The organism is Kineothrix alysoides, assembly GCF_000732725.1.
GTDB classification, from domain to species: Bacteria; Bacillota; Clostridia; order Lachnospirales; family Lachnospiraceae; genus Kineothrix; species Kineothrix alysoides.
Genome location: NZ_JPNB01000003.1, coordinates 293,605 through 316,420, shown reverse-complemented (window position 1 = coordinate 316,420; position 22,816 = coordinate 293,605). Strand labels below are relative to the sequence as shown.

The 22,816-nt window shown below is 46.8% G+C and carries 24 protein-coding genes and 1 riboswitch; of the genes, 6 read left to right on the top strand and 18 right to left on the bottom strand.

The window, feature by feature from the left end:
- The first annotated feature begins 168 nt into the window (after positions 1-168).
- The 4 genes from CC90_RS0121290 (at position 169) to CC90_RS0121275 (ending at position 5,047) form a co-directional block, all read left to right on the top strand.
- A complete protein-coding gene (locus CC90_RS0121290) occupies positions 169-1,158 on the top strand; it encodes a LacI family DNA-binding transcriptional regulator (protein WP_031392734.1) in 990 nt (329 codons plus the stop codon).
- 127 nt (positions 1,159-1,285) lie between these two features.
- Entirely contained in the window at positions 1,286-3,595 is a 2,310-nt protein-coding gene (locus CC90_RS0121285) for a glycogen/starch/alpha-glucan phosphorylase (RefSeq protein WP_081906097.1), read from the top strand.
- Positions 3,596-3,934: 339 nt separating this feature from the next.
- Complete coding sequence (locus CC90_RS0121280; protein ID WP_031392732.1) at positions 3,935-4,282, top strand: helix-turn-helix domain-containing protein; 348 nt, start codon at positions 3,935-3,937, stop codon at positions 4,280-4,282.
- 42 nt (positions 4,283-4,324) lie between these two features.
- Positions 4,325-5,047 (top strand): LytR/AlgR family response regulator transcription factor, encoded by a 723-nt coding sequence (locus CC90_RS0121275; RefSeq protein WP_031392731.1) that lies wholly within the window; start codon positions 4,325-4,327, stop codon positions 5,045-5,047.
- 77 nt (positions 5,048-5,124) lie between these two features.
- Here the strand turns inward: CC90_RS0121275 and CC90_RS24465 are convergent, their stop codons facing one another.
- Complete coding sequence (locus CC90_RS24465) at positions 5,125-5,511, bottom strand: BclA C-terminal domain-containing protein (RefSeq protein WP_035316013.1); 387 nt, start codon at positions 5,509-5,511, stop codon at positions 5,125-5,127.
- On the opposite strand from CC90_RS24465, the gene CC90_RS24910 reads away from it, so the two are divergent.
- Positions 5,438-6,595, top strand: a complete 1,158-nt coding sequence (locus CC90_RS24910) for a collagen-like domain-containing protein (RefSeq protein WP_278245503.1) — start codon at positions 5,438-5,440, stop codon at positions 6,593-6,595. The two genes, CC90_RS24465 and CC90_RS24910, sit on opposite strands and share 74 nt — an antisense overlap.
- Before the next feature lie 32 nt (positions 6,596-6,627).
- Here CC90_RS24910 and CC90_RS0121260 read toward each other — a convergent pair whose 3' ends face one another.
- From CC90_RS0121260 to CC90_RS0121225, 7 genes are all read right to left on the bottom strand, one after another.
- Positions 6,628-8,307, bottom strand: a complete 1,680-nt coding sequence (locus CC90_RS0121260) for a recombinase family protein (protein WP_031392728.1) — start codon at positions 8,305-8,307, stop codon at positions 6,628-6,630.
- An 84-nt stretch (positions 8,308-8,391) separates the two neighbouring features.
- Positions 8,392-8,655: a DUF6870 family protein gene (locus CC90_RS0121255; protein ID WP_010723032.1), complete on the bottom strand. Its 264-nt coding sequence runs from the start codon at positions 8,653-8,655 to the stop codon at positions 8,392-8,394.
- Positions 8,656-9,245: 590 nt separating this feature from the next.
- Positions 9,246-9,665, bottom strand: a complete 420-nt coding sequence (locus CC90_RS0121250; protein ID WP_031392727.1) for an RNA polymerase sigma factor — start codon at positions 9,663-9,665, stop codon at positions 9,246-9,248.
- Between the two features lie 510 nt (positions 9,666-10,175).
- A riboswitch (cyclic di-GMP riboswitch) is annotated at positions 10,176-10,260 on the bottom strand.
- 8 nt (positions 10,261-10,268) lie between these two features.
- Positions 10,269-11,231 carry a ketopantoate reductase family protein gene (locus CC90_RS0121245; protein ID WP_031392726.1) on the bottom strand — a complete coding sequence of 321 codons (963 nt, stop codon included), beginning with the start codon at positions 11,229-11,231 and terminating at the stop codon, positions 10,269-10,271.
- 2 nt (positions 11,232-11,233) lie between these two features.
- Complete coding sequence (locus CC90_RS23485; RefSeq protein ID WP_051869944.1) at positions 11,234-11,863, bottom strand: TetR/AcrR family transcriptional regulator; 630 nt, start codon at positions 11,861-11,863, stop codon at positions 11,234-11,236.
- A 442-nt stretch (positions 11,864-12,305) separates the two neighbouring features.
- A complete protein-coding gene (locus CC90_RS0121230) occupies positions 12,306-13,706 on the bottom strand; it encodes a relaxase/mobilization nuclease domain-containing protein (protein WP_031392724.1) in 1,401 nt (466 codons plus the stop codon).
- 80 nt (positions 13,707-13,786) lie between these two features.
- A complete protein-coding gene (locus CC90_RS0121225; RefSeq protein ID WP_031392723.1) occupies positions 13,787-14,086 on the bottom strand; it encodes a CD1845 family protein in 300 nt (99 codons plus the stop codon).
- Positions 14,087-14,289: 203 nt separating this feature from the next.
- Between CC90_RS0121225 and CC90_RS0121220 the strand changes: the two genes are divergently transcribed.
- Positions 14,290-15,039 carry a DUF2971 domain-containing protein gene (locus tag CC90_RS0121220; protein ID WP_031392722.1) on the top strand — a complete coding sequence of 250 codons (750 nt, stop codon included), beginning with the start codon at positions 14,290-14,292 and terminating at the stop codon, positions 15,037-15,039.
- A 29-nt stretch (positions 15,040-15,068) separates the two neighbouring features.
- Here the strand turns inward: CC90_RS0121220 and CC90_RS0121215 are convergent, their stop codons facing one another.
- The 10 genes from CC90_RS0121215 to CC90_RS0121165 form a co-directional block, all read right to left on the bottom strand.
- Entirely contained in the window at positions 15,069-15,416 is a 348-nt protein-coding gene (locus CC90_RS0121215; protein WP_031392721.1) for a plasmid mobilization protein, read from the bottom strand.
- Positions 15,413-15,595: a DUF4316 domain-containing protein gene (locus tag CC90_RS0121210; RefSeq protein ID WP_031392720.1), complete on the bottom strand. Its 183-nt coding sequence runs from the start codon at positions 15,593-15,595 to the stop codon at positions 15,413-15,415. Before CC90_RS0121210 ends, CC90_RS0121215 begins: the two co-directional genes overlap by 4 nt.
- Before the next feature lie 178 nt (positions 15,596-15,773).
- Positions 15,774-16,073, bottom strand: a complete 300-nt coding sequence (locus CC90_RS0121205; RefSeq protein WP_051869942.1) for a cysteine-rich VLP protein — start codon at positions 16,071-16,073, stop codon at positions 15,774-15,776.
- A 171-nt stretch (positions 16,074-16,244) separates the two neighbouring features.
- Positions 16,245-16,925 (bottom strand): DUF4366 domain-containing protein, encoded by a 681-nt coding sequence (locus tag CC90_RS0121195; protein ID WP_031392717.1) that lies wholly within the window; start codon positions 16,923-16,925, stop codon positions 16,245-16,247.
- Positions 16,922-17,191, bottom strand: coding sequence for a DUF4315 family protein (locus CC90_RS0121190; RefSeq protein ID WP_031392716.1), 270 nt, complete (start codon positions 17,189-17,191; stop codon positions 16,922-16,924). The genes CC90_RS0121195 and CC90_RS0121190 overlap by 4 nt, the downstream gene beginning before the upstream one ends.
- 21 nt (positions 17,192-17,212) lie before the next feature.
- Positions 17,213-18,874: a C40 family peptidase gene (locus CC90_RS0121185; RefSeq protein WP_408606125.1), complete on the bottom strand. Its 1,662-nt coding sequence runs from the start codon at positions 18,872-18,874 to the stop codon at positions 17,213-17,215.
- Positions 18,875-19,106: 232 nt separating this feature from the next.
- A complete protein-coding gene (locus tag CC90_RS0121180) occupies positions 19,107-21,470 on the bottom strand; it encodes a VirB4-like conjugal transfer ATPase, CD1110 family (protein WP_330373271.1) in 2,364 nt (787 codons plus the stop codon).
- Complete coding sequence (locus CC90_RS0121175; RefSeq protein WP_031392713.1) at positions 21,418-21,813, bottom strand: PrgI family protein; 396 nt, start codon at positions 21,811-21,813, stop codon at positions 21,418-21,420. The genes CC90_RS0121180 and CC90_RS0121175 overlap by 53 nt, the downstream gene beginning before the upstream one ends.
- A gap of 45 nt (positions 21,814-21,858) precedes the next feature.
- Entirely contained in the window at positions 21,859-22,257 is a 399-nt protein-coding gene (locus CC90_RS0121170; RefSeq protein ID WP_031392712.1) for a DUF7007 domain-containing protein, read from the bottom strand.
- A 50-nt stretch (positions 22,258-22,307) separates the two neighbouring features.
- Positions 22,308-22,769, bottom strand: a complete 462-nt coding sequence (locus CC90_RS0121165; RefSeq protein ID WP_031392711.1) for a SpoVG family protein — start codon at positions 22,767-22,769, stop codon at positions 22,308-22,310.
- Between the last annotated feature and the right edge of the window lie 47 nt (positions 22,770-22,816).

Genomic DNA, 22,816 nt, shown 5'->3' with positions numbered 1-22,816 from the left:
TCACTCTTTTATTATAGAATTATAGAAAACGCTTTCCGAATCGGAAAGCATAGTTACAAAGGGGAGCAGAGAATAAGATGTTCAGTGCTCCGATAGGTAATGTATAAATTATTAATAATTATTTAGTTTGTAATCAACTATTTTTATTACTATAAGCAGAGGTAGATTATGGTATCGATTAAAGACGTTGCCAAGCATGCGGGTGTGGCCATATCCACAGTTTCCAAGGTACTCAATCACTATCCGAACGTCAGTGAGGAGACGAAGCGGAAGGTAAATCAAGCGGTAGAGGAGCTTAATTTTGTTCCCAATTCTGTTGCCGCGGCTCTTTCTTCCAAGCAATCCGGCAGGGTGGCATTACTGCTCAACCTGAATACGAAGACGCAGGCAATCGACGAGATTGTCATGCAGTATATTTCCGGTGCCATCAATAAAGCGATGGAAATGGGGCTGGACGTTATTACTTTCTTTTTTTCCATGTTCGAAAATAAGAGCGTGGAGGAGATAACGAGATATTTGAACGCACAAAGTATCCATGGAATCATCATTTACGGAATGTCCAAGGAGGACAAGGTGCTTCAGAAGCTGATTGCGGCACAAGAATTCAAGGTGGTGCTGGTGGACGCGCCTCTTTACAATTCGAATACTTCTACCGTATGGGTGAATCAGGAGCAGGCTCAGTATGACGTAGCCCAAAAGACAATCGTGGAAAATAAATCAAAAAAAATCCTTTATATTGCCGGAAAGAAAAATGGTTATGTGACAGAGCAGCGTTTAAAGGGGATCAAACGCCTTGCTCAGGATATGGATCTGAATCTTCTGATCAAGCATGGGGAATTCTCGGAATTGCAGGCGAGAAACATCACCTTCCGGTTTGCCAGGAACAGGGATGTGATAGTGTGCGCTTCGGATCTGATGGCAATCGGTGCAATGCGGGCACTTATGGAAATGGATATTTTCCGTCCGGTATGCGGCTTTGACGGCATCACGCTCATGGGTTATGCCGGAAAACAGATGAACACGATCAGTCAGAACTTTGCGGGAGTGTCTGCAGCCGCAGTGGAGGAACTCCATTATCTGATGAACGGAGGAGAGGGACGGGAAAAAATACTCGGTTATACCATCGCAAGAATGAAGTATATGGATATTATCTGTTAAGATTACACAAAATTATAAGAAAAAAATGTAAAAAATGACAGTTGCAGAAAACGTTTTCCTATGTTAACTTACTTAGTAAGAGAAGAAAAGATAGAGAAAATGTTTCGCTGATACAGGAGGAGAGAGTATGTTGCAGCAAACCAATATGAAAAGAGATGTGTTATTGTCCAACCTGGAGCATCAGCTCGAAGAGCTGGCAAATGAGATGTTTCAGAAGAACGTGGAGGTACTGACTGACCACGAGGTATATTTCTGCCTGCTAGAGCTTGTCAAGAGACTGATGGCAGTATCAGGACAGATTTCAGGAGAAAAGAAAATTTATTATATTTCCGCGGAATTTTTAATCGGAAAGCTATTGTCCAACAACCTGATCAATCTGGGTGTTTATGATGAACTTGCTTCTATTTTGAAGTCGAAAGGAAAGGATATCGCGAGGATGGAGGAAATCGAGCCGGAACCGTCCCTCGGCAACGGCGGACTGGGCAGGCTTGCAGCGTGCTTCCTCGATTCCATCGCCACCCTCGGACTGCCCGGAGAAGGCATCGGCCTCAATTATCACTACGGTCTGTTCAAGCAGGTTTTCAAGAACAAATTGCAGACCGCTGAGAAGAATGACTGGATAGAGGAGCGCTCATGGCTGACGAAGACGGACGTTACCTTTGACGTGTATTTTGGCAAGAGAAAGGTGACTTCGAGATTGTATGATATCGACGTAGTCGGTTATGGCAACGACGTGAACAAGCTCCGTCTGTTCGACATCGAGTCCCTGGATGAGAGCATCGTAAAGGAAGGCATCGATTTTGACAAGGACGCAATCGAGAAGAATCTGACGCTGTTCTTATATCCCGATGATTCCGATGAAGCAGGTAACCTGCTTCGTATCTATCAGCAGTATTTCATGGTATGTAACGCAGCTCAGCTCATCCTGCGTGAGATGAAGGAGAAGAAATATGACCTTCGTAAGCTGTATAATCATGCGGTAATCCAGATTAACGATACGCATCCGACGATGGTAATCCCGGAACTGATTCGTATTTTGGTAAACGAGAAGGCATTTACCATGGACGAAGCGATAGAGGTAGTAAGCAAGACATGCGCTTATACGAATCATACGATTCTTGCGGAAGCGCTGGAAAAATGGCCGCTGAAATATTTGGAAAAGGTAGTTCCCCAATTGGTTCCGATCATCAAAGAGCTGGATAAGCGGGTAAAAGCGAAATACAAAAACCCCGAGGTTCAGATCATTGACAAGGATGGAAGGGTGCATATGGCACATATCGACATCCACTACGGCTTTTCCGTAAACGGCGTTGCCGCTATCCATACGGAGATTTTAAAGGATACGGAGCTCAATGATTTCTATAAGATTTATCCTGAAAAATTCAATAATAAGACAAACGGAATCACCTTCAGAAGATGGCTTTTATCCTGTAACAGAGAACTGGCCGGATATCTTTCCCAAGTGATAGGCGACGGCTATAAGAAGGATGCGAACGAGCTTGAGAAGCTTCTTGGCTATAGTGATGATCAAGAGGTGTTAGATAGACTTGCTGAAATCAAGATGAATAGGAAAAAAGAGCTTGCCGCATATGTAAAGGTGGCGGAAGGAGTAGAACTCAATCCGGATTCTATTTTTGATATCCAGATAAAGAGACTTCACGAGTATAAGCGTCAGCAGATGAATGCACTTTATATCATCCATAAATATCTGGAAATCAAAGGAGGCAAGAAGCCATCTACACCGCTCACCTTCATTTTCGGTGCGAAAGCTGCACCGGCATATATCATAGCGCAGGATATTATCCATTTGCTTTTAGTGCTTCAGGATATCATCAATAATGATCCGGAGGTAAGTCCATACATGACGCTCCTCATGGTGGAAAACTATAATGTAAGCTATGCGGAGAAACTGATTCCTGCATGTGACGTATCCGAGCAGATATCCCTCGCTTCCAAGGAAGCCTCAGGTACCGGAAATATGAAATTTATGTTGAACGGCGCAGTTACTATCGGTACCTCGGACGGTGCAAATGTAGAAATCAATGAACTGGTAGGCGATGAGAACATATACGTATTCGGTGAGAAGTCGGAAGCCGTAATCGAGCACTATGCGAAGGCAGATTATGTATCCAAGGATTATTATAAAAAGAGTCCGGTCATCAAAGAGGCCGTGGACTTCATCGTGGGCAAGCAGGCTCTTGCAAGAGGAAATAAGGAGAACCTGAAGAGACTTTATAACGAGCTTCTGAACAAGGATTGGTTTATGACTCTTCTTGATCTGGAGGAATATATCGAGACGAAGGATAGAATGTTCGGGGACTATGAAAATAGGCAGAAGTGGAAGAAGATGATGCTTGCAAATATTGCAAAGGCGGGATTCTTCTCATCCGACAGGACGATTAATGAGTACAACAGAGATATTTGGAAGTTAAAATAAGAGATAAGAACGCTATATGATTGAAGAGGGCGTCCCAAAGGTCTATGAGACCGAGGACGCCCTCTTTTTTCTGTAATAGGATTCCTATTACAGACTCCTATTACAGAACCAATAGATGCGCAGCAACGCGCGCGGAACAAAAGCTGTGCAGCCAGAGTACTTGACTACTAGAATGTGTGAAGCACACTTTTGTTCTGTATGCAGCCATACTAAATGTATAAAATGTGTGGATATATGAAAATTGGAAATAGTAATATATAAGATGTTTAAAATAAGTGCCTATTATGTGCTATGGAAAATGACCGGAAATTGATATGCTTCTTTATAAAGAGGTGTGATATGGGTGCTAAAAAGACAGTTAGTGAAAAAGAATTGAATATTCAAATAGGTGAGCGCTTGCGTGAGATCCGGGAAAACCTCGGTTATACCAGGGACGAGTTTGCGGATATATTGTGTGTGGCAGAAGGCCATTATAAACGATATGAGACGGGGGCCACTGAGCTTCCTATGTATAAGGTGAAGATCCTTCATAACAAGCTGAACATCGATCCTACCTATTTGATTATCGGTGAAATGGAGGACAGCTTCGACTTGGATGTTTTTATGGCTAACAGCACGAGGGAGCAGAGAGACCAGCTTTTTAAGAGAATATTTGAATATATGGAAAGACTTTTAGTTAAGATATAGCACCGCACACATTTCAGGAGATTTGTGAGAGGGGACCTACAAATGATGAGGATAGCGGTATGTGATGAAGAAATAATCCTCACATCGGAGATGGAAAGTCTATTGCTCAAAATTGCGAAAGAAAATAACGTTTCTGTGGATATCGATGTATTTTTCGATGGAAAGAAGCTTACGGACAGCATTTATTCGGAAGAAAAGTTCGATTTAATTTATTTAAATATAGAGGATGAAAACGATATTAATACGGCGAGAGAAATCAGGTCGATGAATAAGCATACATTAATCATCTGTGTTTCCCGTCACGATAAATATATAAGAAGGCTGTTCGAAGTAGATACCTTCCGGTTTATGGATAAGCCGATAGATAAGGAGCTGTTCGAACGCTACTTTTTAGACGCCTATTTAAAAACCTATGAACGTGCATCCTGCTTCACTTATTGTTTCAAAAAGGAAGTACATAATATATCGTTAGAGTACATCATATATTTTGAGAGTCAGGGAAGAAAAATTTTTATTCATACCGGAGAGGGCAGAAGAGAGTGCTTTTTCGGGAAGATGAACGAGATAGAGCAGGAACTTAAGGATTCTCAATTCCAATTTATTCGCACGCATCAATCCTTCCTCGTGAATGCCATGTATATAAAGAGCCTGCTGAAGGCCTGCGTTAAAATAAGGGATGGCAGGAAGCTTCCGGTCAGTGAGAATAGGAGGCGATTCGTGAAGGATAGGTATTGTGAGCTGATAGAAAGGGAAAGAAGCTTTTGAGTCGGGCAATGTGCAGGTATGTAATGGAACCACCTCCTAAAAGGTGGTTCCTCGTTTTTCTGCCCTGAAAGGGAAGATTATATCAGTCGCACAACTGTCAAATACGTGCTTGCACCCCCAAGAAGGGTTGCCACTCCGATCAGACCGAACAACTGTAGCGTCAACGTATCTCCTGCAGTCAGTGGAACAATAAATGACGTAGAAAGATTACTTGCCGATACGGTAGGAGAAACAACAGAAGCCGCTATCGGTGTGGCGTTTTGTAATACCCGTGAGGAAAGCGCCAACGAAATCGTTGTGGCAACGGCATAGCTGACCAGGTATTCTCCCGTAACCGGTACGGTAAATTCAGTATTCGTACCGTCCACGGTGAACGTGTTCAGGTTTTGATTGTTCGGCAGGGGTACATCGGTACCGCCCAACGCAACGGTAATAATAGCTGAAGTCGTGTTGGCTGCTGACATGCTGTCGCTCGTAACGGCAGGACCAGTAGGCCCGGTCGGTCCGGTGGCCCCGTCAGCACCAGTAGGTCCAGTAGCGCCAGTCGGTCCCGTAGCACCATCAGCACCGGTAGGTCCGGTAGCACCAGTGGGTCCGGTGGCCCCGTCAGCACCCGTCGGTCCCGTAGCACCAGTAGGTCCAGTAGCGCCAGTGGGTCCGGTAGCACCGGTAGCGCCAGTCGGTCCCGTAGCACCATCAGCACCGGTAGGTCCGGTAGCACCAGTGGGTCCGGTGGCCCCGTCAGCACCCGTCGGTCCCGTAGCACCAGTAGGTCCAGTAGCGCCAGTGGGTCCGGTAGCACCGGTAGCGCCAGTCGGTCCCGTAGCACCATCAGCACCGGTAGGTCCGGTAGCACCAGTGGGTCCGGTGGCCCCGTCAGCACCAGTAGGTCCAGTAGCGCCAGTGGGTCCGGTAGCACCAGTAGGTCCGGTAGCACCGGTAGCGCCAGTCGGTCCCGTAGCACCATCAGCACCGGTAGGTCCGGTAGCACCAGTGGGTCCGGTGGCCCCGTCAGCACCAGTAGGTCCAGTAGCGCCAGTGGGTCCGGTGGCACCAGTAGGTCCGGTAGGTCCGGTAGCACCAGTGGGTCCGGTGGCCCCGTCAGCACCAGTGGGTCCGGTAACGCCGGTAGGTCCAGTAGCACCAGTGGGTCCGGTAGCGCCAGTCGGTCCGGTAACGCCGGTAGGTCCAGTAGCTCCCTCAGCACCAGTCGGTCCGGTAGCGCCGGTCGGTCCAGTAGCGCCAATAGGTCCCGTAGGACCAGTTATCCCATCAGCACCGGTAGGTCCAGTAGCACCAGTAGATCCAGTAGCACCAGTCGGTCCCGTAGCGCCAGTGGGTCCGGTAGGCCCAGTGGGACCGGGGGTATTGGGATCTTCAATCCTAACGATTGCCGAGCCCGGAGTTACGGTAATATCGAGAGTAGATGATTCAAAAGTGATATTTTCTCCAAAACCGACACCAGCTGACCCTGTAGGGCCTATAACATTAAAAAGCAGTTCTCCCGGAACAAAGACACCGGTCGGTCCAGTTGACCCGGTAATATAAGGAAAACAAACTGCCTTTTTATTAGCGGCCTGTTAAACCGCTTGTTCTTGGGTATTGATTTCAATGTATTCCATTACTCGGCGTAGCTGGTCGGCAACCTTAAACTTTACGCTGATGTTGCCATTCTCATGTACCTTGATATGGTCTACAAGCTCAACCAAAACTTCTCTTGTCAGTTTGTCGATAGTTTCAAACTTCTTAAAAACCACCAAGCAAGGACTTTCGGCGGTAATACAGTTTTGCAATTCCTCACGCTCTGCATGGAGGTTTTTCAAAACTTCGCCTAAAGCGGCTATTTGCTGTTCGTAATCTTCGCTCATGTGACGGTAATCGCTGTGAGTGATTTCTCCGTCTTTCCAATCCTGATAAATGGATTGCTTGTAACGCATGATTTTGGAGCGTTCTTTTTCTTTGGCTTCTATCAAGGCTTCAATCCTTATGGACTGGCTTTTTTGAAGCGGTGCGGTGCTGATGTATTCTAAAGTGTTGGCATAGTGTACCGCAAGATATACCTGTTGTTGAATGGCATACAGGACAGCCGCTTCCAGTCGGTTATGCTTAATGGAATGTTTGGTACACGCCGTTTTTGACTGGTCTTTGTAGGTGCGGCAGAAATAGTACACAGTGCCTTTTACCTGACTGCGGCTCATAGCCTTGCCACAATCAGCACAACGGAGAAAGCCGCTGAACAGATAGAGCTTCTTTTTCTGCGGAGCGGTGCGGGTGTCACGCTTTAGCAATTCCTGCACTTTTTCAAAGATAGGCCGTTCTATGATTGGCTCATGGGTATTCTCTACAATGTACCATTCATTTTCGGGAACCTGTTCTTGCGTATGTATCTTGTAGCTTTTCACACGCTGGCGGCCCTGTACCATATCACCGATATAAAGACGATTTTTCAAAATGTCACTAATAGTCTTTGCGCCCCATAATGGTCTTTCTGAACCGCTTGGATTTTGATAGTTTAAGCCTTTGCTTTTCTTGTATTCGGACGGACACAAAATGCCACGGTCATTGAGATTTCGTACTATGGCGTTTTTACTCATGCCGTCCAAAAACCACTCATAAATGTTTTTTACTATCTCCGCGGCTTGTTCATCAACGATTAAGGCGTTTTTGTCCTTTGGGTTCTTCATGTAGCCGTAGGCGGCGAAACCGCCGATAAACTCACCATTGCGCCGCTTCATATCAAAAACCTGCCGTATTTTCTTTGAAGTCTGATAACAGAAATTGTCGTTGATAACATTGGTAATCGGCACAATAAGGTTGGAAATGCTGTCCGGGTTTAAGTAGCTGTCAATGCCCTCTGCCAAGCTGATAAACCGTACATTCATCTGTACAAACAGATTTTCAATCAAACTCCCTGCGTCCGTGTAGTTACGGGATAGGCGGGAAAGGTCTTTGACGATAACACAGTTTACCTTTTTGGCGTATATGTCGGAAAGCAGTTTTTGAAAGCTGTTCCGGTTGGTATCCGTTCCGGTGTACCCATCGTCCACATAAGGCGGCTGAACGCTTTCAAACTCGCCTATGTGCTGTTGGTAATAATCATCAAGCAATGCCTTTTGATTGGTAACGCTGTTGCTGTCGTCTTTATCCTTGCCACGGTTTATGTCCTCTTTGGATAAACGGATATATTCGCCAAGTTTCCAGCGGACTATTTGAGGAGTGGTTGTTTTTTCCTCAAAGCCCCTGTTTTTTGTGCGTGCCATGTGTCCTCCTTCCTATCACATTACACTTATATTATACCATTTCAGCGTAATGCGAACAATGTTGTCGCGGCCTGTAAACTGGCTTTACAGGCCGCTTTTCTTGCGTTTGAGGAAGTCGGCAAACACATCTTGTAATGGGGGAGCGTTCTCTGGAAATTCCAATTTTACGCCCATATCACCCACACGAAAACAATAGGGATTTTTAACCGCCGCAATGACTTTCGCCGCACGTTGTTCCTGCGGCACAGTCGTATCAAAGGTGAAGCCGCTAACATCAACTAAATCCTCTTTGTTCACCGCTTCTATGTCTACGCTCGCCAACTCTGAAATTGGAATACGTTTCTTCAATCACAATCGCCCCCTCCTTTCCATGTATATGAAATGCTCTGATTGTCCTATGAGGAAACACAAACAGCCACCACTTTATCATCAAAAGTGATGGCTGTTAATCTTTCCTCACACTTCGGGCCAAGTTGTCCCGAAGTTCACATTTCCATTTATTATCACAGTGGAGAATACCACGCCGTTATAAGTTGGCTTGTCGTTAGACAGAAAGAAACGGTACGGTACTCCCTATATATAAAAGACGATAACCCGGACGGGCGGCGGCACCGCCCTCATGGGAATTTCACCCCGCCCCATGCTGATGGCGCGACGGTCAATGCTGTGAAGCGTTCAAACCGTAAGTATCATTGTATCAATCAAAAGATTATCGCCGGGCAGATTGCCATATCTGCCTTGTCATAGTAGGTAGGAATCGCTCACGCTCCGCTTAGTCTTTCCCCCTTTCAACGGGCGGTCTTGGCGTACCCTATGGCTTGGCTCCCTTTTGATTGAACGTATCCAGGTTATCGGTATTCAGTTGTCAAAGAACAATAGATGGAGAAAAAACTCCTTCTAATAGTCATGTGATTTGAAAGGAAAATTCGGAGGGTAAATTAGTTTTTTTTCAAAAGTTTTCCCATGTTTTTTAATCCCCTTTCAATAGATTCTCTGATTGCTTTTTCGTTAATGTTTTCAGCCCTCGCAATATCGGATTTACTCATTCCGAGTATGTAGTGGGCGTAAATCCGTTTTCCCTGCTTGTCCGGTAGGGAAGCGATTGCAGATCGCAGCTGTTCGGCTGTGATTTTGCGTTCGTAAATCTCACAGGGGGAAAGGGATACGAAAAGAATATCCCTTTCGATTCCGTCGTCAGCGTCCAGCGAATAGTGGGCCTTGTTATAGAAGCGGCGGCGAATATAATTCTTTTCTAAGCGCTCTGCTTCCAGCAAAGCGTCCTTGATTTCATCTGGTATCTCAACGAAAAAGTCTGAATTATAAAACGGGTAATAATCCCGCAGATTGATTTTAGCCATAGGGCATTCCTCCATTTCGATTTTTTAGGGATTAGTGAATCGAAATGGAGAGGGGGAGAGCGGCAACGGGGCCTGACTTCGGGCCAACTTGGCCCGAAGTGGAAAGGCTTGTCCCATGAATTGTCAGTGAAAAAAGCGTACAAAAAAACACCTTTGTGCAGATTTGCACGAAAGGTGTCGAATAAAAAATGACCGCACTGATCGGTCATTTTTTTAATGATTATTTTGAATTTATAAAGTATTGGAGCGTCAGCTAGGCTAAACCGTTACAGCAAGGTAACGGTTCCTCCCAAAAATGAAACAGCGGCTTTGGATACATAAGAACCTCCTATCCGAAAGCCGCCAATGAAAAATGGGCACAATTATTACGCCCTCCGTGATCTCGTTTTAAAAAAACACGGCGGCTTTACTCACATTTTTAGAATATGAATTAAATCAACGGGACAAATTAGACTGTTGTAAAGTATAAAACTATAAAGAGGTCAAAACCGTCGCGGGTTTTGACCTCTCTTTTGCAACTCGGCGGTCATAGTTTTAAACATTAGACCCGTGGCTTTGCGCCCCTTGTCTTTCGACAAGTTTGCTAGAATATACGTTTTTTTCTTATAGAACAAATGTATCTATGTACTTTTGCATTTGCTTATAGTTTTTCATTGATAAACCAAGATTCTTGCCGGTTTCAAAAACATCATAAAACATTTCTTTCATTTCATCAGGAGAATGTTTTATATGTCCTTGTATCATTAACTGTGTTTCTTCTGTGCGATACATCTTGAGTAAAGCTGGTATCAGACACCATGTAGGAACATAATAAAGAGCTTGTGGATAAATTTTCCAAGCGTGTATACCAAGCAAAGTACATACCTTAAATCCTTCACGAATTAAACGTATAGAATGCTTAATGTATTCTTTGTTTGAAATATAATTTTGTGCCGTCCTTGCCTCCATAACGCCAGCAACAAGGCCATTGGCTTCTGCATAATGGCTGATTAACCAAGCAAATATATTTTTGCAAATTTGGGGATTTAAATTTGCTTGTCTCATAACTTTTTCGACTTGAATAACCGATTCGGAGACAGTACCATCCTTTTTTCCAAGCATGGTAGGTGAATTTTTGGTACCAAAAATTACACAGGTAATCTTATTCCCGCTTTTTCCTCCGCCTGCAATATGTGCCTGACCATATATAATTCTGGAATCTTGAAAGGCACTTTCGATTTGTCGAATGTGAGTGATCCATAAATTTTGTAAAAAAAGTATGTTCGTATATTTCTCCGTTTTCGCTAGTATAGGTAAAATAGAATTTAGTTGATTTGCTTTCGTCGGAACGATAATCAAATCATATCCATTATTGCCTATTTGCTCAACGGTATTTGGCCTATATAAAGTTTCTATAATAGGTCTATTCTGTTTTCTTGCATCAAGACAATGAATGATAATACCATCTTTATCAATCTCTAACTTTTTCCCCTTTCGTACAAAATGCGTTACCTCATGTCCAGCCTCTGACAATTGCCATCCATATATACAACCAATAACACCGGTACCAACCACTAAAATTTTCATAATTAGTTTTCCTCTCTCTCAAGATTTTTTTTTGAAAGGCCATCAAGGAGCAAATCAAGGCCATATAAAAATTCGTTTTTACAATTTCGCTTATTCAGTTCCAGATAAACCGTATAAACATTGGGGAATTTCTGTAAATCAAATTTAACACTCCTTACCTCGGAAGCTTGATTATTTGTAATACTAATTTCAGCGTGACCTATAACATAAGCAATAATAATATGGAGCAGTGAAAAAGCTTCTTGCCCTGACATATTAGTGTCTTTTAAGATTAGCAATAATCTTTCCACTTGCTCAATCCCCTTTTCAGTTATAGGTGAATGCGTCGATATAATTGGTAAAACATTTGGATGACGTAATAAAATCTCATAAAATGAGAGCGCAACATTTCTTAAATCTAATTTCCAATCTGCCGATGGTTGAGGTATTCTAACCTCACATGTGATTATCTCTACAATACCATCCAGCAAATCTTCCTTGCTCCTAACGTGATTATATAGAGACATTGCCTTAACATTAAGTCTTTGCGCAATATTTCTCATGCTAAATTCATCTTCGCCGTATTCGTCCAAAAGAGCAAAAGCCTCTTTTATAATTAATTCACGACTCAACTTTGAATGTCTAGGGTTCAAAACTTACACCTCCATTGTTTTTAATAAACTTACAGTGTAAGTTTATGCTTTTATTATAGCGATCGTGAGTGCCACTGTCAATAGGTATGTATAGCTTATTCATTTACGTTCATTTATCATCTGCTGACTGTCTATATATTATTGTTATATAAATCTTACAATTGCTTCTTTATGAGCCATGCGCCTCCACGACCGGATTGTCCGCCCCGTAACTTTCTTGTATGATATTGCCCTACCAATTTAAGCAAGCAAAAAGAGAGAAATACCCTAAACCGCTAACCGGCAAGCAGGGCCGATGTCAAGACACCGGCACATTTTTGAGATTTTCCCTGACGGGAAAACTCAAAAATTGCTTGTTGGGGAGTGCCTTCCCCAAGCCCTGCGACTTCGGGCCAACTTGGCCCGAAGTCGGTGCGTTGCACCTCATGTTGCGTCATGTTCGCTATCGCTCCATTTCCTTATCTTTCTGCGCGTCCGTCAAGCCGGGCAGGTGGTCTATATTGCTTTTCACCGTTACAATTTCCTGCATGGCTTTTTTGGTTTCCCGGTACTCCCGGTAAGCCTTTTTCTTATCTGCCGACAACCGCTGAAACTCTGCTTTGAGCGTATCCATTTTGGGGAGCTTCGCCCCGGACAGCAAACGCCGGAATGTGTCCTGCGCCGCCCGGTATACGGCAATATCCGCTTCATGCTCCGCAAGATATTTTTTGCTGTACTTCGCCGCCTTGTACCCCTCAAACACAGGTCGGGCTTTCGCATAATCTACCACCGCCGCCTTTAGCTCTGTATTGATATGCAGAGCTGCTTCGGTGTCTTTTATGCTGTCTGAAAGCGTATGGAAACGTTCGGTAAGCTCTGCGGCCTTTTGCTCTAAATCCGCATATTCCAGCAAGTCGTTTTCCTGCAAATACTGTAACGCCGCCGCCATCTGTTTTAGGTTGAAGACCTTTGCCCAGCGTTCATAAGCCGGGCCTTTTCCGGCTTTCATACGGGACTGAATATCTACAATCAGATTGGCCTTGTGCCGTTCCTGCGGAGCAGTTCTGCCCTCAATCGCCGCTTGTATATCCTCCTGCCCGTAGCCCTTGCCAAGCGTAGAAGCATGGAGCCGGGTAAAGCGTTCCTGCCCCTTTGCCCGAAAGCTGATTGTGCCGCCGCGCCCGTGTTTGATTTCATAGCCAGCCGCCGCCATTGCCTGTAAAAAGGTATTCATATCCGGCGGCTTCGTTGCAAGACAACTATCAATCTGTGCCTTTAGTTTTTCTTGAAAGGTGGGCGGCTTATGACCGCCCAGCCATTCCCCGTAATGCTTGAATTTTCCCTTGCTGTGGCGTTTCGGATTAGTAATAATTGATAACCCGTTTTCAAGGCATATCCGGTCGGAGAGCCGCCGAACCGCACGGGCAGAACCGATAAAATCCCGGAATTTCCGGGTGCAGTCCAGCGAGGTGGAATTGTAGTAGATATGGCAATGAGGGTGGGGGCGGTCAGCGTGGGAAACCACGAAAAAGGCGTGTCGGCCTTTCGTCCAGCGCATGGCAAGGTCATAGCTGATTTTAAGAGCGGTTTCCGGGTCTGTTTCACCGGGCGGGAACGACTGCCGGATTTGGTAATACAGCACATCATTTTCCCGTTTTTGCTCCCGCCCGGTGATAGCTTTGTACTTTGCTTTGGATAGTAAAAACTCCGCGTCAGCCGTAGCCGGGTCACATTCATAGGCAAGAATTAAATTGCCGTTGCGGGTCTTATCTGGATTTTTTCCGTAGTCAAAACCGTCTTTTAGAGTTTCCATAATAGTCATACCGCTTCCCGTGTGACGGGTCATAAGGCGGGTGGTTGCCATGCGCATTTCCTCCTTTCCTCGAAAAAACAACTTCGGGCCAGGTTGACCCGAAGTTGCCCGGCAGTTCTGTTATTCTGCTGTTAGCTTACGATGAAAAAGCGAAGCGAATTGTTCAGGCTGTGCAGCCCGTCAATGAGGTATTCCGCAATGGCAGGAATCCCAAGGGGTGAAATCAAAAACGACAGGAACAGGAACACACCGAAGCCTAGCTTTTCGCCACTTATCAGCAGGGCAATGCTGATAAGAACGCCTATTCCGGAAACTACCTGTAAGAGAGTGGCGGCATAGCAGAACACAAATTCAATCATGGGTGTTACGATTGTCAGCAGAACCACAAACGGCGCGGCGATAATCTTAAATATCAGCTTGATAAACTTCATAAAAATCTCCTTTCATTGAGTGGTTTTCTTGTTATATCCTACCTATATTTTACCATTCTGGGCAGGGTACAACAATGTTGTCGAGGCCGCACCAATCTTGTCCCGAGACTTCGGGCCAAGTTGGTCCGAAGTATATAAAAGTACTGCAAAATCAAAGAAAATGCTGTATAATAATGTTGAGTGATTTGCTTAGGGAGGATTTTATGTGTCGAGAACGAATAGTTTATTCAAACAATATAAATGATAGTGATCATTTATTTCGCTATATGTCATTGGCTCAGTTTATTTCGATAATTGAAAACCAGAAACTGTATTTAAAAAAGGTTAAGCTTTGGGATGATCCTTGGGAAGCTCCAGACGATCAACTTCCTTTGATGGGAAAAGGCGGAAATCCTATTTTTACCGAATCTTTACTTGCTTCTTCCACAGTTGGACAATGTTGGACTTGCGAAAAAGACTCTGACGCCATGTGGCGGATATATTCGCCTGATTGTCAAGGAGTAATGATAGAGACCGTTGTAAAGAATTTCACTTCTATTGAGAACTTAAGACATGCTTCATTGGCAAAAGTTATTTATTATAATAAAAGCAACTACATAGAAAAAAGATATGAAATTGCGAACAATCATAGTTACACCTTTGCAGGAGACATGGCACTTAAACGTGAAGCATTTAAGCACGAAAATGAAGTACGGTTACTGGTCTGCCTACAGGATTACCACGAATTAGGGGATATATGGGAAATACCTGTAGTTGGTTTCAATATTGACCCCAAACAGTTTATAACTAGTATCACATTTGACCCACGCGCAGAAGATTGGTTCGTAGAAACAATGAAAAAGTACTGTATGTCAAAGCAGTTAAATTGCCCTACTGAAAAATCGACCTTATATACAAAAGACCTTTTTGAATCAACAAGTATTATAAGAAAATATGAAACCGTTAAAAAATGATGTGGGGAGCAATAGTGCTCCCCATTCTTTCATAAAGCTATAATTGCTGCAAGCTGTTTAAGTACCTCTGAAACCCTGCCCCATAGCTCGGTATAGTCTTTTTGCAGGGCGTCAATCTCGGATGGATAAACGCCGTAGGTATTGGCATGAATGGCAACCTGATTCAGATTGTTGGCACATCTGCGTTGAAGGGAAACCAGCTCCCGAACCGGAGTGAGGTCAACATTCAGCACATAGCCATTGAGTGCCATTTTTCGGATATACGCACTTAAATTCTGCGTTCCAGCCTGTGCCATACGTTCCCCAATGGCGGCGTATTCTTCCTCACTCACCCAAACATAAAGGGGAACACCCCGCCTGCGTTTAGGGCGGCTCACCGTTCTTCCCGTTCCCGGCTCCTGCGTTTTGCCGGCGGCTCCTTTACCCGGTCTTTCGGCCTTCCCTCCGGCACGGCCTGCACAACAGGCAGAGGGGCATTATTTGGAATCCCATCAATCATGTTGTAATTCTGTTCCGTGGAAAGCTCTGCATTTTTCAAATAGTTGTCCTTTTCCATTCTAAAAAACCTCCTTTTTGTGACTTCGGGCCAAGTTGGCCCGAAGTGTGTGTTTCTTCTTCATTAAGGGAAATGTTAGCTTTTGCCGGGGCGGGCCATATAAAAGTACGTCTCACCCCGGTTCCAGCTATGGGAAGCCCCATCACAAGCGGATTTGCTGACCCCTAAAAGCCAACAGTCAGCTCCGCTTTTTCCTCATATATTCCCGCTGTCGCTTGCGCCGGGCGGTATCGGCACAGGCTGATGAACAGTACGCTTGTTTTCCCACTGGGATAAACAGCTTACCGCAAATAACGCAGTTGTCCAGTTCAGGAACTTTCTGGCCTGTCAGCGTAGCTTCCAGCACCAGATCAAAAGGAAGTACGGCCTTTTGAAAATACTTGCAGTATGCGCCTGTACAGCATTTATCCAGCATATAGCAGCCGCCGTAATCAAGGGGCAGACAGCCATATTCCGAGTCATAGTTGGCCCGAAGTATCCTTCCTTTGTGAGAAAATCAAATCCCGGTAGCAAACGCCCACGCAGACGGAGCCGTTCCAATAACTGCAATCCCAGCAGGGGGAGCCTTTCGGCGGCTTGCGAGGTGGAGCCGGGTGGCAGGGGCGGGGCTTTTCTTTCATCATTTTTTCATAGGGGCTGTTGGTAAAATTCATACGTCCTCGTCCTCCCCGGTATCCGAATCCTCCCCGTCTACTTCCCACGGCGGGGTAGTATCGTCCTCCTGCTCGTCGTAGGGGTCGGCTTCGTATTCGTCAAATTCGTCCTCTGCCAAAGCGGCCTGTTCCTGCTTCGGACGGTAAATCTTAAAGTAATATCCGGCCCCGCCGCCAATCACAACAACCGCCAGTACCAGCAGGAGCATGGTAGGATTGTTTTTTTGCTCCGGCTCCGCAGAGGTTTCAGAAGAAGTTCCAGAGCTTATGTCCGTTTCAGAATCGCTTTCCGGTTCGAGAGTGGAAATAGCGGCGGTTTCATTTTCCTCTGTATCCTCGGATTTCTCCGCAAGAGCCAGCAGGTCTTTTTCGGTTACAGCGTTCAGAAAATATACATTGTCCTGTTCCCGCTGAAGGTCAATGACAAGATAGAATACATTCTCGTCTGGGGTGGTAATGGTATAAAACTGCTTGCCGTCCTCGTCAGTGGCGGTATTGACTACAGTTCCCGTTCCGGTGGGGGTAAAGGGATTGGGGTCGCTGGTTGTTTCAGAAGTCGCCGGAGCTTCTGTTACCTCCGGGGTTTCCTCACCTCCGCTGGCATAGGCCACGGTGCTAAAGGAAAATGCCATTAAAAAAACAGCGCACAGCGCCGCCGTCATACGAATTTTCTTCATTCTTCGATTTCCTCCTTTTCAGTTTGGGCGGCTACTGCGGACTTCGGGCCAAGTTGGCCCGAAGTGGCGCCGCCTGCCTTTGCTACTTTCAGCAGGTCGGCAAGGTCGGTCAGGGAAATATCCATGCCGCGCACCGCGTCTACAATTTCCAGATTTTCAAGCTCAGTTTTCTGCTTTTCCAGCTCCCGTAGCTTTGTTTGAAACTCATTGATTTTTTCCTTTGTTTTCTGTATGTCCTTGCTGACACGTTCAATTTTTGCGTTCAAAAAATCACCTCCTGTTTTTCGTTAGGGCAAACGCCCATAGCCTAAAAAATGACTTTGCCAGTAGTTTGTATTGATCGAAGTGTACTGTATGGGGGAGCCGCAATGGATCATCATGCCGTTTCCAACGTAAATCCCCACATGGCTTGCGCCGGAAGTATCGTAAGTGCCTTGAAAGAAAATCAGGTCGCCGGGCTGTGCTTCGTCCGGTGAGATATGGGAACAGGCATTGAAAAGCCCGGTTGCGGTGGTTCGTCCCACGCTTCCTACACCCGACTGATTGATGACCCAGCATACAAAGCCGGAACAATCAAAGGAAGTGGAGGGGGAAGAACCGCCCCAAACATAGGGGTAGCCTAAATATTTCTCCGCTTCGGCAATCATGGCGGCAAATTCCGGGTCGGCCAGAGCTTGTGGCGGAATGTCGTAATCGGTGTATTCTCCCGCATGGGCGTAAATGTTGCCCTCAAACAGATAAGGGCGGTTGCCTTTGGTCTTTTGGTAAATGGCATAGTGTTCCGTTTGTTCCGGGTCGAGATTGGCAAGAGCCACGGCTCCCAATGACTTGTTTTTCAAGGATACGTTGAGGATATAGTAATCGTAGGGAACCTCGTGGGTGTCGGTATGGGTTTCGCCGTTTTCGTCCGTCCAAGTGTCGGTTTCCGTGCGGTAACGCACCTCTACCGTTTCCGTGATGCTCAAAACATACTGCTGTCCGAATAAGGCTTGCAGTTCGGCCTGTACCTGCGCCGGGGTGTAGCCGCCGTATTTGGCAGTCAGATAAGAAGCCAGCTCAAAGGGGTCATGCCCGATTTCGTCCACGGAATAGCGGTACTCGTCATAGCCGGGATAATCGTTTTCTATCTGGGAGAGCCGTTTCCGCAAATCCTTTTCCAGTGCGGTATAGCGTTCTTCCACGGCTTCAATATCGCTGTCCGACGAACCGTAGGAAGTGCCACCTACCACGCTAATCAAGCCGTTGCCAATGGTGGTGATTCCCGCCATGCAGGATTGCAGAACCACAATTAGCAGGAACAGCACCAGCCCAAGCAATAGAATTTTGGGATTGCGCTTTACAAAGGCCGCAACCGTCCGGGTTACTTTTTCCGTGAAGCGTACTGCTTTTTTACCCTGCTTTGCCGCTTCCTTTGCCTGCTTTCGGTACTGCTTTTTTAGCTGTTGCTTTTGCCAGAACCGGGAAACCGGGTTGCTTTGCAAGCCCGGATTGTCCTGCACAAGCAGACGGTAGGCGTAATCAGCTCTTGCGCTGATATGTCTGTTTTCCCACTTGCGAACCTGCCGGGCGGGGCGGGTACGGATACGGTGCTTCATAAAACGTGTACCGCCCCGGACAAGATGTTCCCCGGCAAGCTCCGTTCTGTGGGCGACTTCCGTTCCCACGTTTTCATGCTCCACTTGATGGATTTTTCCATGCACATACCGCCATGATTGATACCTAGCAGTACGGCCCACGGCCTTGATGGGGCCGGGTTTCTTCTGCGGTTTCTGATTCGCCAATTTCTCATGGGCGGTATTCAGCTTTTCGCCGCTTTTTTCCATACGGAGCTTTGATTTCTCCATGCGCTTACCGTCCCGCGCCGCCTTTTTGCCAGTAGAACCATAATGGGAATCCGTACCGCCTGTGGTAGCTTCACCGCCGGGTGGCGGTTCCCCGTCATGTCGCAGACGTTCCGAGGGTCGGGGCTTCTTGCTGTCCTGCCGGAGCTTTCCCGACTTTGGGCCAACTTGTCCCGAAGTGATGGAGTCGGCAGATTTCGGCGGGGCCGGGCCAGAGCGATTACCCACAGGCGGCGATTCCTTTTTGGGAATAGGCCGCTTTTTTGGCTTCGGGCCAAGTTGGCCCGAAGTTGCCGTCTGTCCCTTTGGCGTAAACCGCAATCGACCCAGCCTGCCCATATCACGCATTTTGGGACTCCCTGATATCCTCCGGCCTTGTGGTTAGCAGATTGTATATTTCACCACGGGGGAAACGGTCTACAAAGGGAATGGTGGTATTGCCGAAGAACAAAAGTCCCTCCCCGGAATTGCTGTGGGCGATATAGGATAGCTGATGTTCCGATATGCCAAGCTGTCTGGCGAGAATTGCCCGGTCGCCCTGCGCCTGTGACAGCAGTATCATAAAGTCGCTGTTCTCCAAGATATTTTCAATTTCCCGGCTGGCTAAAAGGTCTTTCACATTCTGTGTAAGTGCGCTCGGTACACAGCCCTTTTTACGAAGCATTTTCCATACACGGACAAAGTAGCTGGCAGAAAGTGCGTCCTGCAACAAAATATGAAATTCGTCATAGTAACACCAGGTCGCAAGACTTCTGGAAAAATTCTCGTCTACCGCCTGTGTTACCAACTCGTTTGTGATATGCATGGCGATTTTTCTTAGGTTTTCGCCCATGCTTTTCAGTACGATACCGGTAATGCGGCTGTCGGTCTGCACGTTGGTAGGGTGGTTGAACATATTGAGGGAGCCGGTGCAGTAAAGCTCCAAAGCGGTTGCAATCCGTCTGGCTTCCGGTTCCGGTTGCTGGCACAAGGTTTCATACAAATCTTGCAGAAGCGGCATTTTTCCGTCCCCGATACCAAGGGCAAGCTCCCGGTACACCAGCCGCACACAACGGTCAATCACGGTTTTTTCAATGGGCTGTAAGCCCTCCTTGCCGCCGATAATCAATTCGCATAAGGACAATAAAAAATCCGCTTTCATAGAAAGCGGGCTGTCCTCTCCGGCTAAGTTCAGTTTTAAGTCCATTGGGTTGATGTGATGGGAGCTGTTTGGCGATATTTCTATAACCTCCCCGCCAAGCCGCCGGACTAACGGAGCGTATTCGCCCATTGGGTCTACCACGATAATGCGGTCTTTGGTGGCAAGAAAAACGTTAATTAGCTCACGCTTTGCGGCGAAGCTCTTGCCGGAGCCGGTGGAGCCAAGATACAAACCGTTGGCAGATTTCAGCTTTTTGCGGTCTGTCATAATGACGTTATGGGAAAGGGCGTTCATGCCGTAGTACAATGCCTGCCCCTCCATTCGTAGCTCCTGCGTCATAAACGGTACAAAGATTGCGGTACTGCTCGTTGTCATGCCCCGCTGTATCTCGATTCCGTTATACCCAAGAGGGAGTGAGGACATAAAGCCCTGTTCCTGCTGAAAGTCCAACCGTTTCAGAAAGCAGTTGTATTTCTGCGTAATGCCTGACACCGTGAAAATATCATTTTCTAACTGCTGGCGGGTGGGAGCCATGTTCACCACAAGGAACGTGAGAAGAAACATTCGCTCGTTCCGGCTCTGTAAATCTGCCAAGAGTGCCGCCGCGTCCTTGCTGTAAGTGAGCAAATCCGGGGGAAGAATGTCAATGTCATATCCGGCCCGGGCGGCTTTTTTCTGCTCGTCCATTTTCATACGGTCTATGTCTGTTAGTTTAGCCTTGACCGTTTTTACCGCTTTGGTCTGGTCTACGGTTTGGATATGCAAGGTGATGGTCATTTCCGCATCCACCTCCAAAAGCTCCGCTAAGAGTTTGTCGGAAAGCTCGGAAGCCATAATCTGCATATACAGAGCCGCGCCCCATGTGGTTCCCACACGAAAGGCGCGGCTTTGGCGAAAATCAAAGGAAGTGGGAGCAATAAAATCCTTTGTTCCCATGCCCGTTTTGGGTATCATATCCCACGAAAAGCGGAACGGCTCCCTCCCTCCGGGGTGAAGCTGGCTGTGCAGTACTTCCAATCGTTCCCGCCCGGAAAGGGTTGCCGACAGTACACCAAGCTTCTTAAAGTTCCCTACAATATCCGCTTCGATACGCTCCAAGCGCGGGCGAGCCACCGCGATCCCGTCTGCTTGAATCCCGAATGTGATGTATTTGGAACGGACAATACCGTTGTTGCTTTTGGCAATCTGGTTTTCCAGCATGGCGGTAAATTCGCCCCGGATACTGTTGAAATCGTCGTCCTGCGGGGAAATATTCACGCTGTAACGGTTCTCCGGGCGGGAACGGTGGTTGATAAAGGAAAGCTGAAAGGGCAAGGCACTGTCAAAGTAATTGAGAAAGCCACAGTACCCGTCAAAAATGGTGCTTTGGTCATCACTGGAAGCCACGGCGTAGTTAATATCCTCATAGGACAGGGTTTTTGTATAGTAGCCCTCCCGTACCTTGCAGATACCGTCTTTCAGCATTTCCTTGTAGGGAATGGTCTGCTGTGCCGACTGCGGCCCACGTTTTTTAGGCTTTCCGCTTTTTGCGGGAACGGGCGGGCGTTTTGTTTTTTGTGCCATTGGGGGAAACCTCCTTTCCGAGGTTACTTAGGTAGGAATAGAAATTGTGTGTCTGATAGGGTCTTGTACGGGGCCATAGAAATTTGGAGCGTACAATATTTCGCACCACCTTTTCCAGCGGCTGTCCGTCACGCTCATACATGGCAATGAGAAAGCAAGGAAGCATAAGGGCAATCATCAGGAGCATAGCACCGGTATTGCCAATGGCGGTACGGGTAAACAGATAAGTTGGAATCCCGACTACCGCCGCCGCTCCGAAGCATAAAAGCTGGCGTTTGGTAAGGTTGAACGCCACTTTGGTTTTAATTTTTGATAAATCATTTGGTACACTTACATAGGCCAATGAAAAATCCTCCTTTCTGACTTCGGGCCAAGTTGGCCCGAAGTGTCAGCGTTCTGCGCTGTGAGCGAAAACCGTCTGCCGGGCCGGAGTCTTTTCCAGTCCGGCCTGCCGTACCCGCCAATAGTCTGGGTTGTGTTCCCGGAGTGACTTGTTGATGTTTTCCTCAAAAGCGGCCTTATCCTTAATGCGGTCAGGTACCGCCCACAGCTTTTTATCCAAAAGCTCCCGCAGGGCAACATCTTCCTGCGTATCTTCCTCAAAGCAGAGAAAACCGCTGTGACGGAAACCGCACCTGATAGCGGCAGGAGAAAGCACCGCCGCCATATCCTTTGCAACCATTGTGCCGCCGTGACTGGCGGTACTCACAAGAAACACGCCGGGGCAGAGAACATCACAGGTCTGCACCTTGCCCCACGGCGATTGTTCCGGCTGTTGGTAAAGCATATAATCCTCCTTTCCGGCACTTCGGGTCAAGTTGGCCCGAAGTAGCACTGTTACCTTTCTGCACTTTTGACTTTACCTGCCTTTGCAGGAGCAGACCGGGCGGCGTTTTCCTGTGCCGCCTGTTTGGCTCCCTCCGCAAGCTGTTTCGGAATAGACTGCTTTTCGGGGGAAGCAATGGCAGCGGCGCGGGTCTGCAACTTTTCCAGCTCGGCATGGTAGGCCGCTGTCACGGCTTCGGTCAGCTCGGCACGAAACTCCTTTGTGATGGGGCGGGCCGTGTCCCGGTAGCCAGTCTTGCTGGTCTTATCCGGCTTACTCGGCATACCCACAAAAACGCCCTTGTCGTTCTGCAAAATCTTGAAATCATCAACCACAAAGCAATCGTTTAGCTTCAGACTGGCAAAGCCTACAAGGTTGCCCTTTGGCTCAATGAGCCGGGCGGTAACGTCCAGTTTCAGCGGCAAAGTCGCCTGTTCCGTTTCCTGCGGAACCGTTGTTTTTTCGTTGCTCATAGTAAAAATTTCTCCTTTCTCACTTCGGGACAAGTTGGCCCGAAGTT

Coding starts and splice junctions, on each gene's coding strand:
- CC90_RS24465 (WP_035316013.1), bottom strand. CDS start 5,511: ATGTCAGCAGCCAACACGACTTCAGCTATTATTACCGTTGCGTTGGGC.
- CC90_RS0121290 (WP_031392734.1), top strand. CDS start 169: ATGGTATCGATTAAAGACGTTGCCAAGCATGCGGGTGTGGCCATATCC.
- CC90_RS0121245 (WP_031392726.1), bottom strand. CDS start 11,231: ATGAAAATTTTAGTGGTTGGTACCGGTGTTATTGGTTGTATATATGGA.
- CC90_RS0121165 (WP_031392711.1), bottom strand. CDS start 22,769: ATGAGCAACGAAAAAACAACGGTTCCGCAGGAAACGGAACAGGCGACT.
- CC90_RS0121230 (WP_031392724.1), bottom strand. CDS start 13,706: ATGGCAACCACCCGCCTTATGACCCGTCACACGGGAAGCGGTATGACT.
- CC90_RS0121210 (WP_031392720.1), bottom strand. CDS start 15,595: ATGGAAAAGGACAACTATTTGAAAAATGCAGAGCTTTCCACGGAACAG.
- CC90_RS0121260 (WP_031392728.1), bottom strand. CDS start 8,307: ATGGCACGCACAAAAAACAGGGGCTTTGAGGAAAAAACAACCACTCCT.
- CC90_RS0121285 (WP_081906097.1), top strand. CDS start 1,286: ATGTTGCAGCAAACCAATATGAAAAGAGATGTGTTATTGTCCAACCTG.
- CC90_RS0121220 (WP_031392722.1), top strand. CDS start 14,290: ATGTGTCGAGAACGAATAGTTTATTCAAACAATATAAATGATAGTGAT.
- CC90_RS0121280 (WP_031392732.1), top strand. CDS start 3,935: ATGGGTGCTAAAAAGACAGTTAGTGAAAAAGAATTGAATATTCAAATA.
- CC90_RS0121275 (WP_031392731.1), top strand. CDS start 4,325: ATGATGAGGATAGCGGTATGTGATGAAGAAATAATCCTCACATCGGAG.
- CC90_RS0121170 (WP_031392712.1), bottom strand. CDS start 22,257: ATGCTTTACCAACAGCCGGAACAATCGCCGTGGGGCAAGGTGCAGACC.
- CC90_RS0121250 (WP_031392727.1), bottom strand. CDS start 9,665: ATGGCTAAAATCAATCTGCGGGATTATTACCCGTTTTATAATTCAGAC.
- CC90_RS0121180 (WP_330373271.1), bottom strand. CDS start 21,470: ATGGCACAAAAAACAAAACGCCCGCCCGTTCCCGCAAAAAGCGGAAAG.
- CC90_RS0121195 (WP_031392717.1), bottom strand. CDS start 16,925: ATGAAGAAAATTCGTATGACGGCGGCGCTGTGCGCTGTTTTTTTAATG.
- CC90_RS0121225 (WP_031392723.1), bottom strand. CDS start 14,086: ATGAAGTTTATCAAGCTGATATTTAAGATTATCGCCGCGCCGTTTGTG.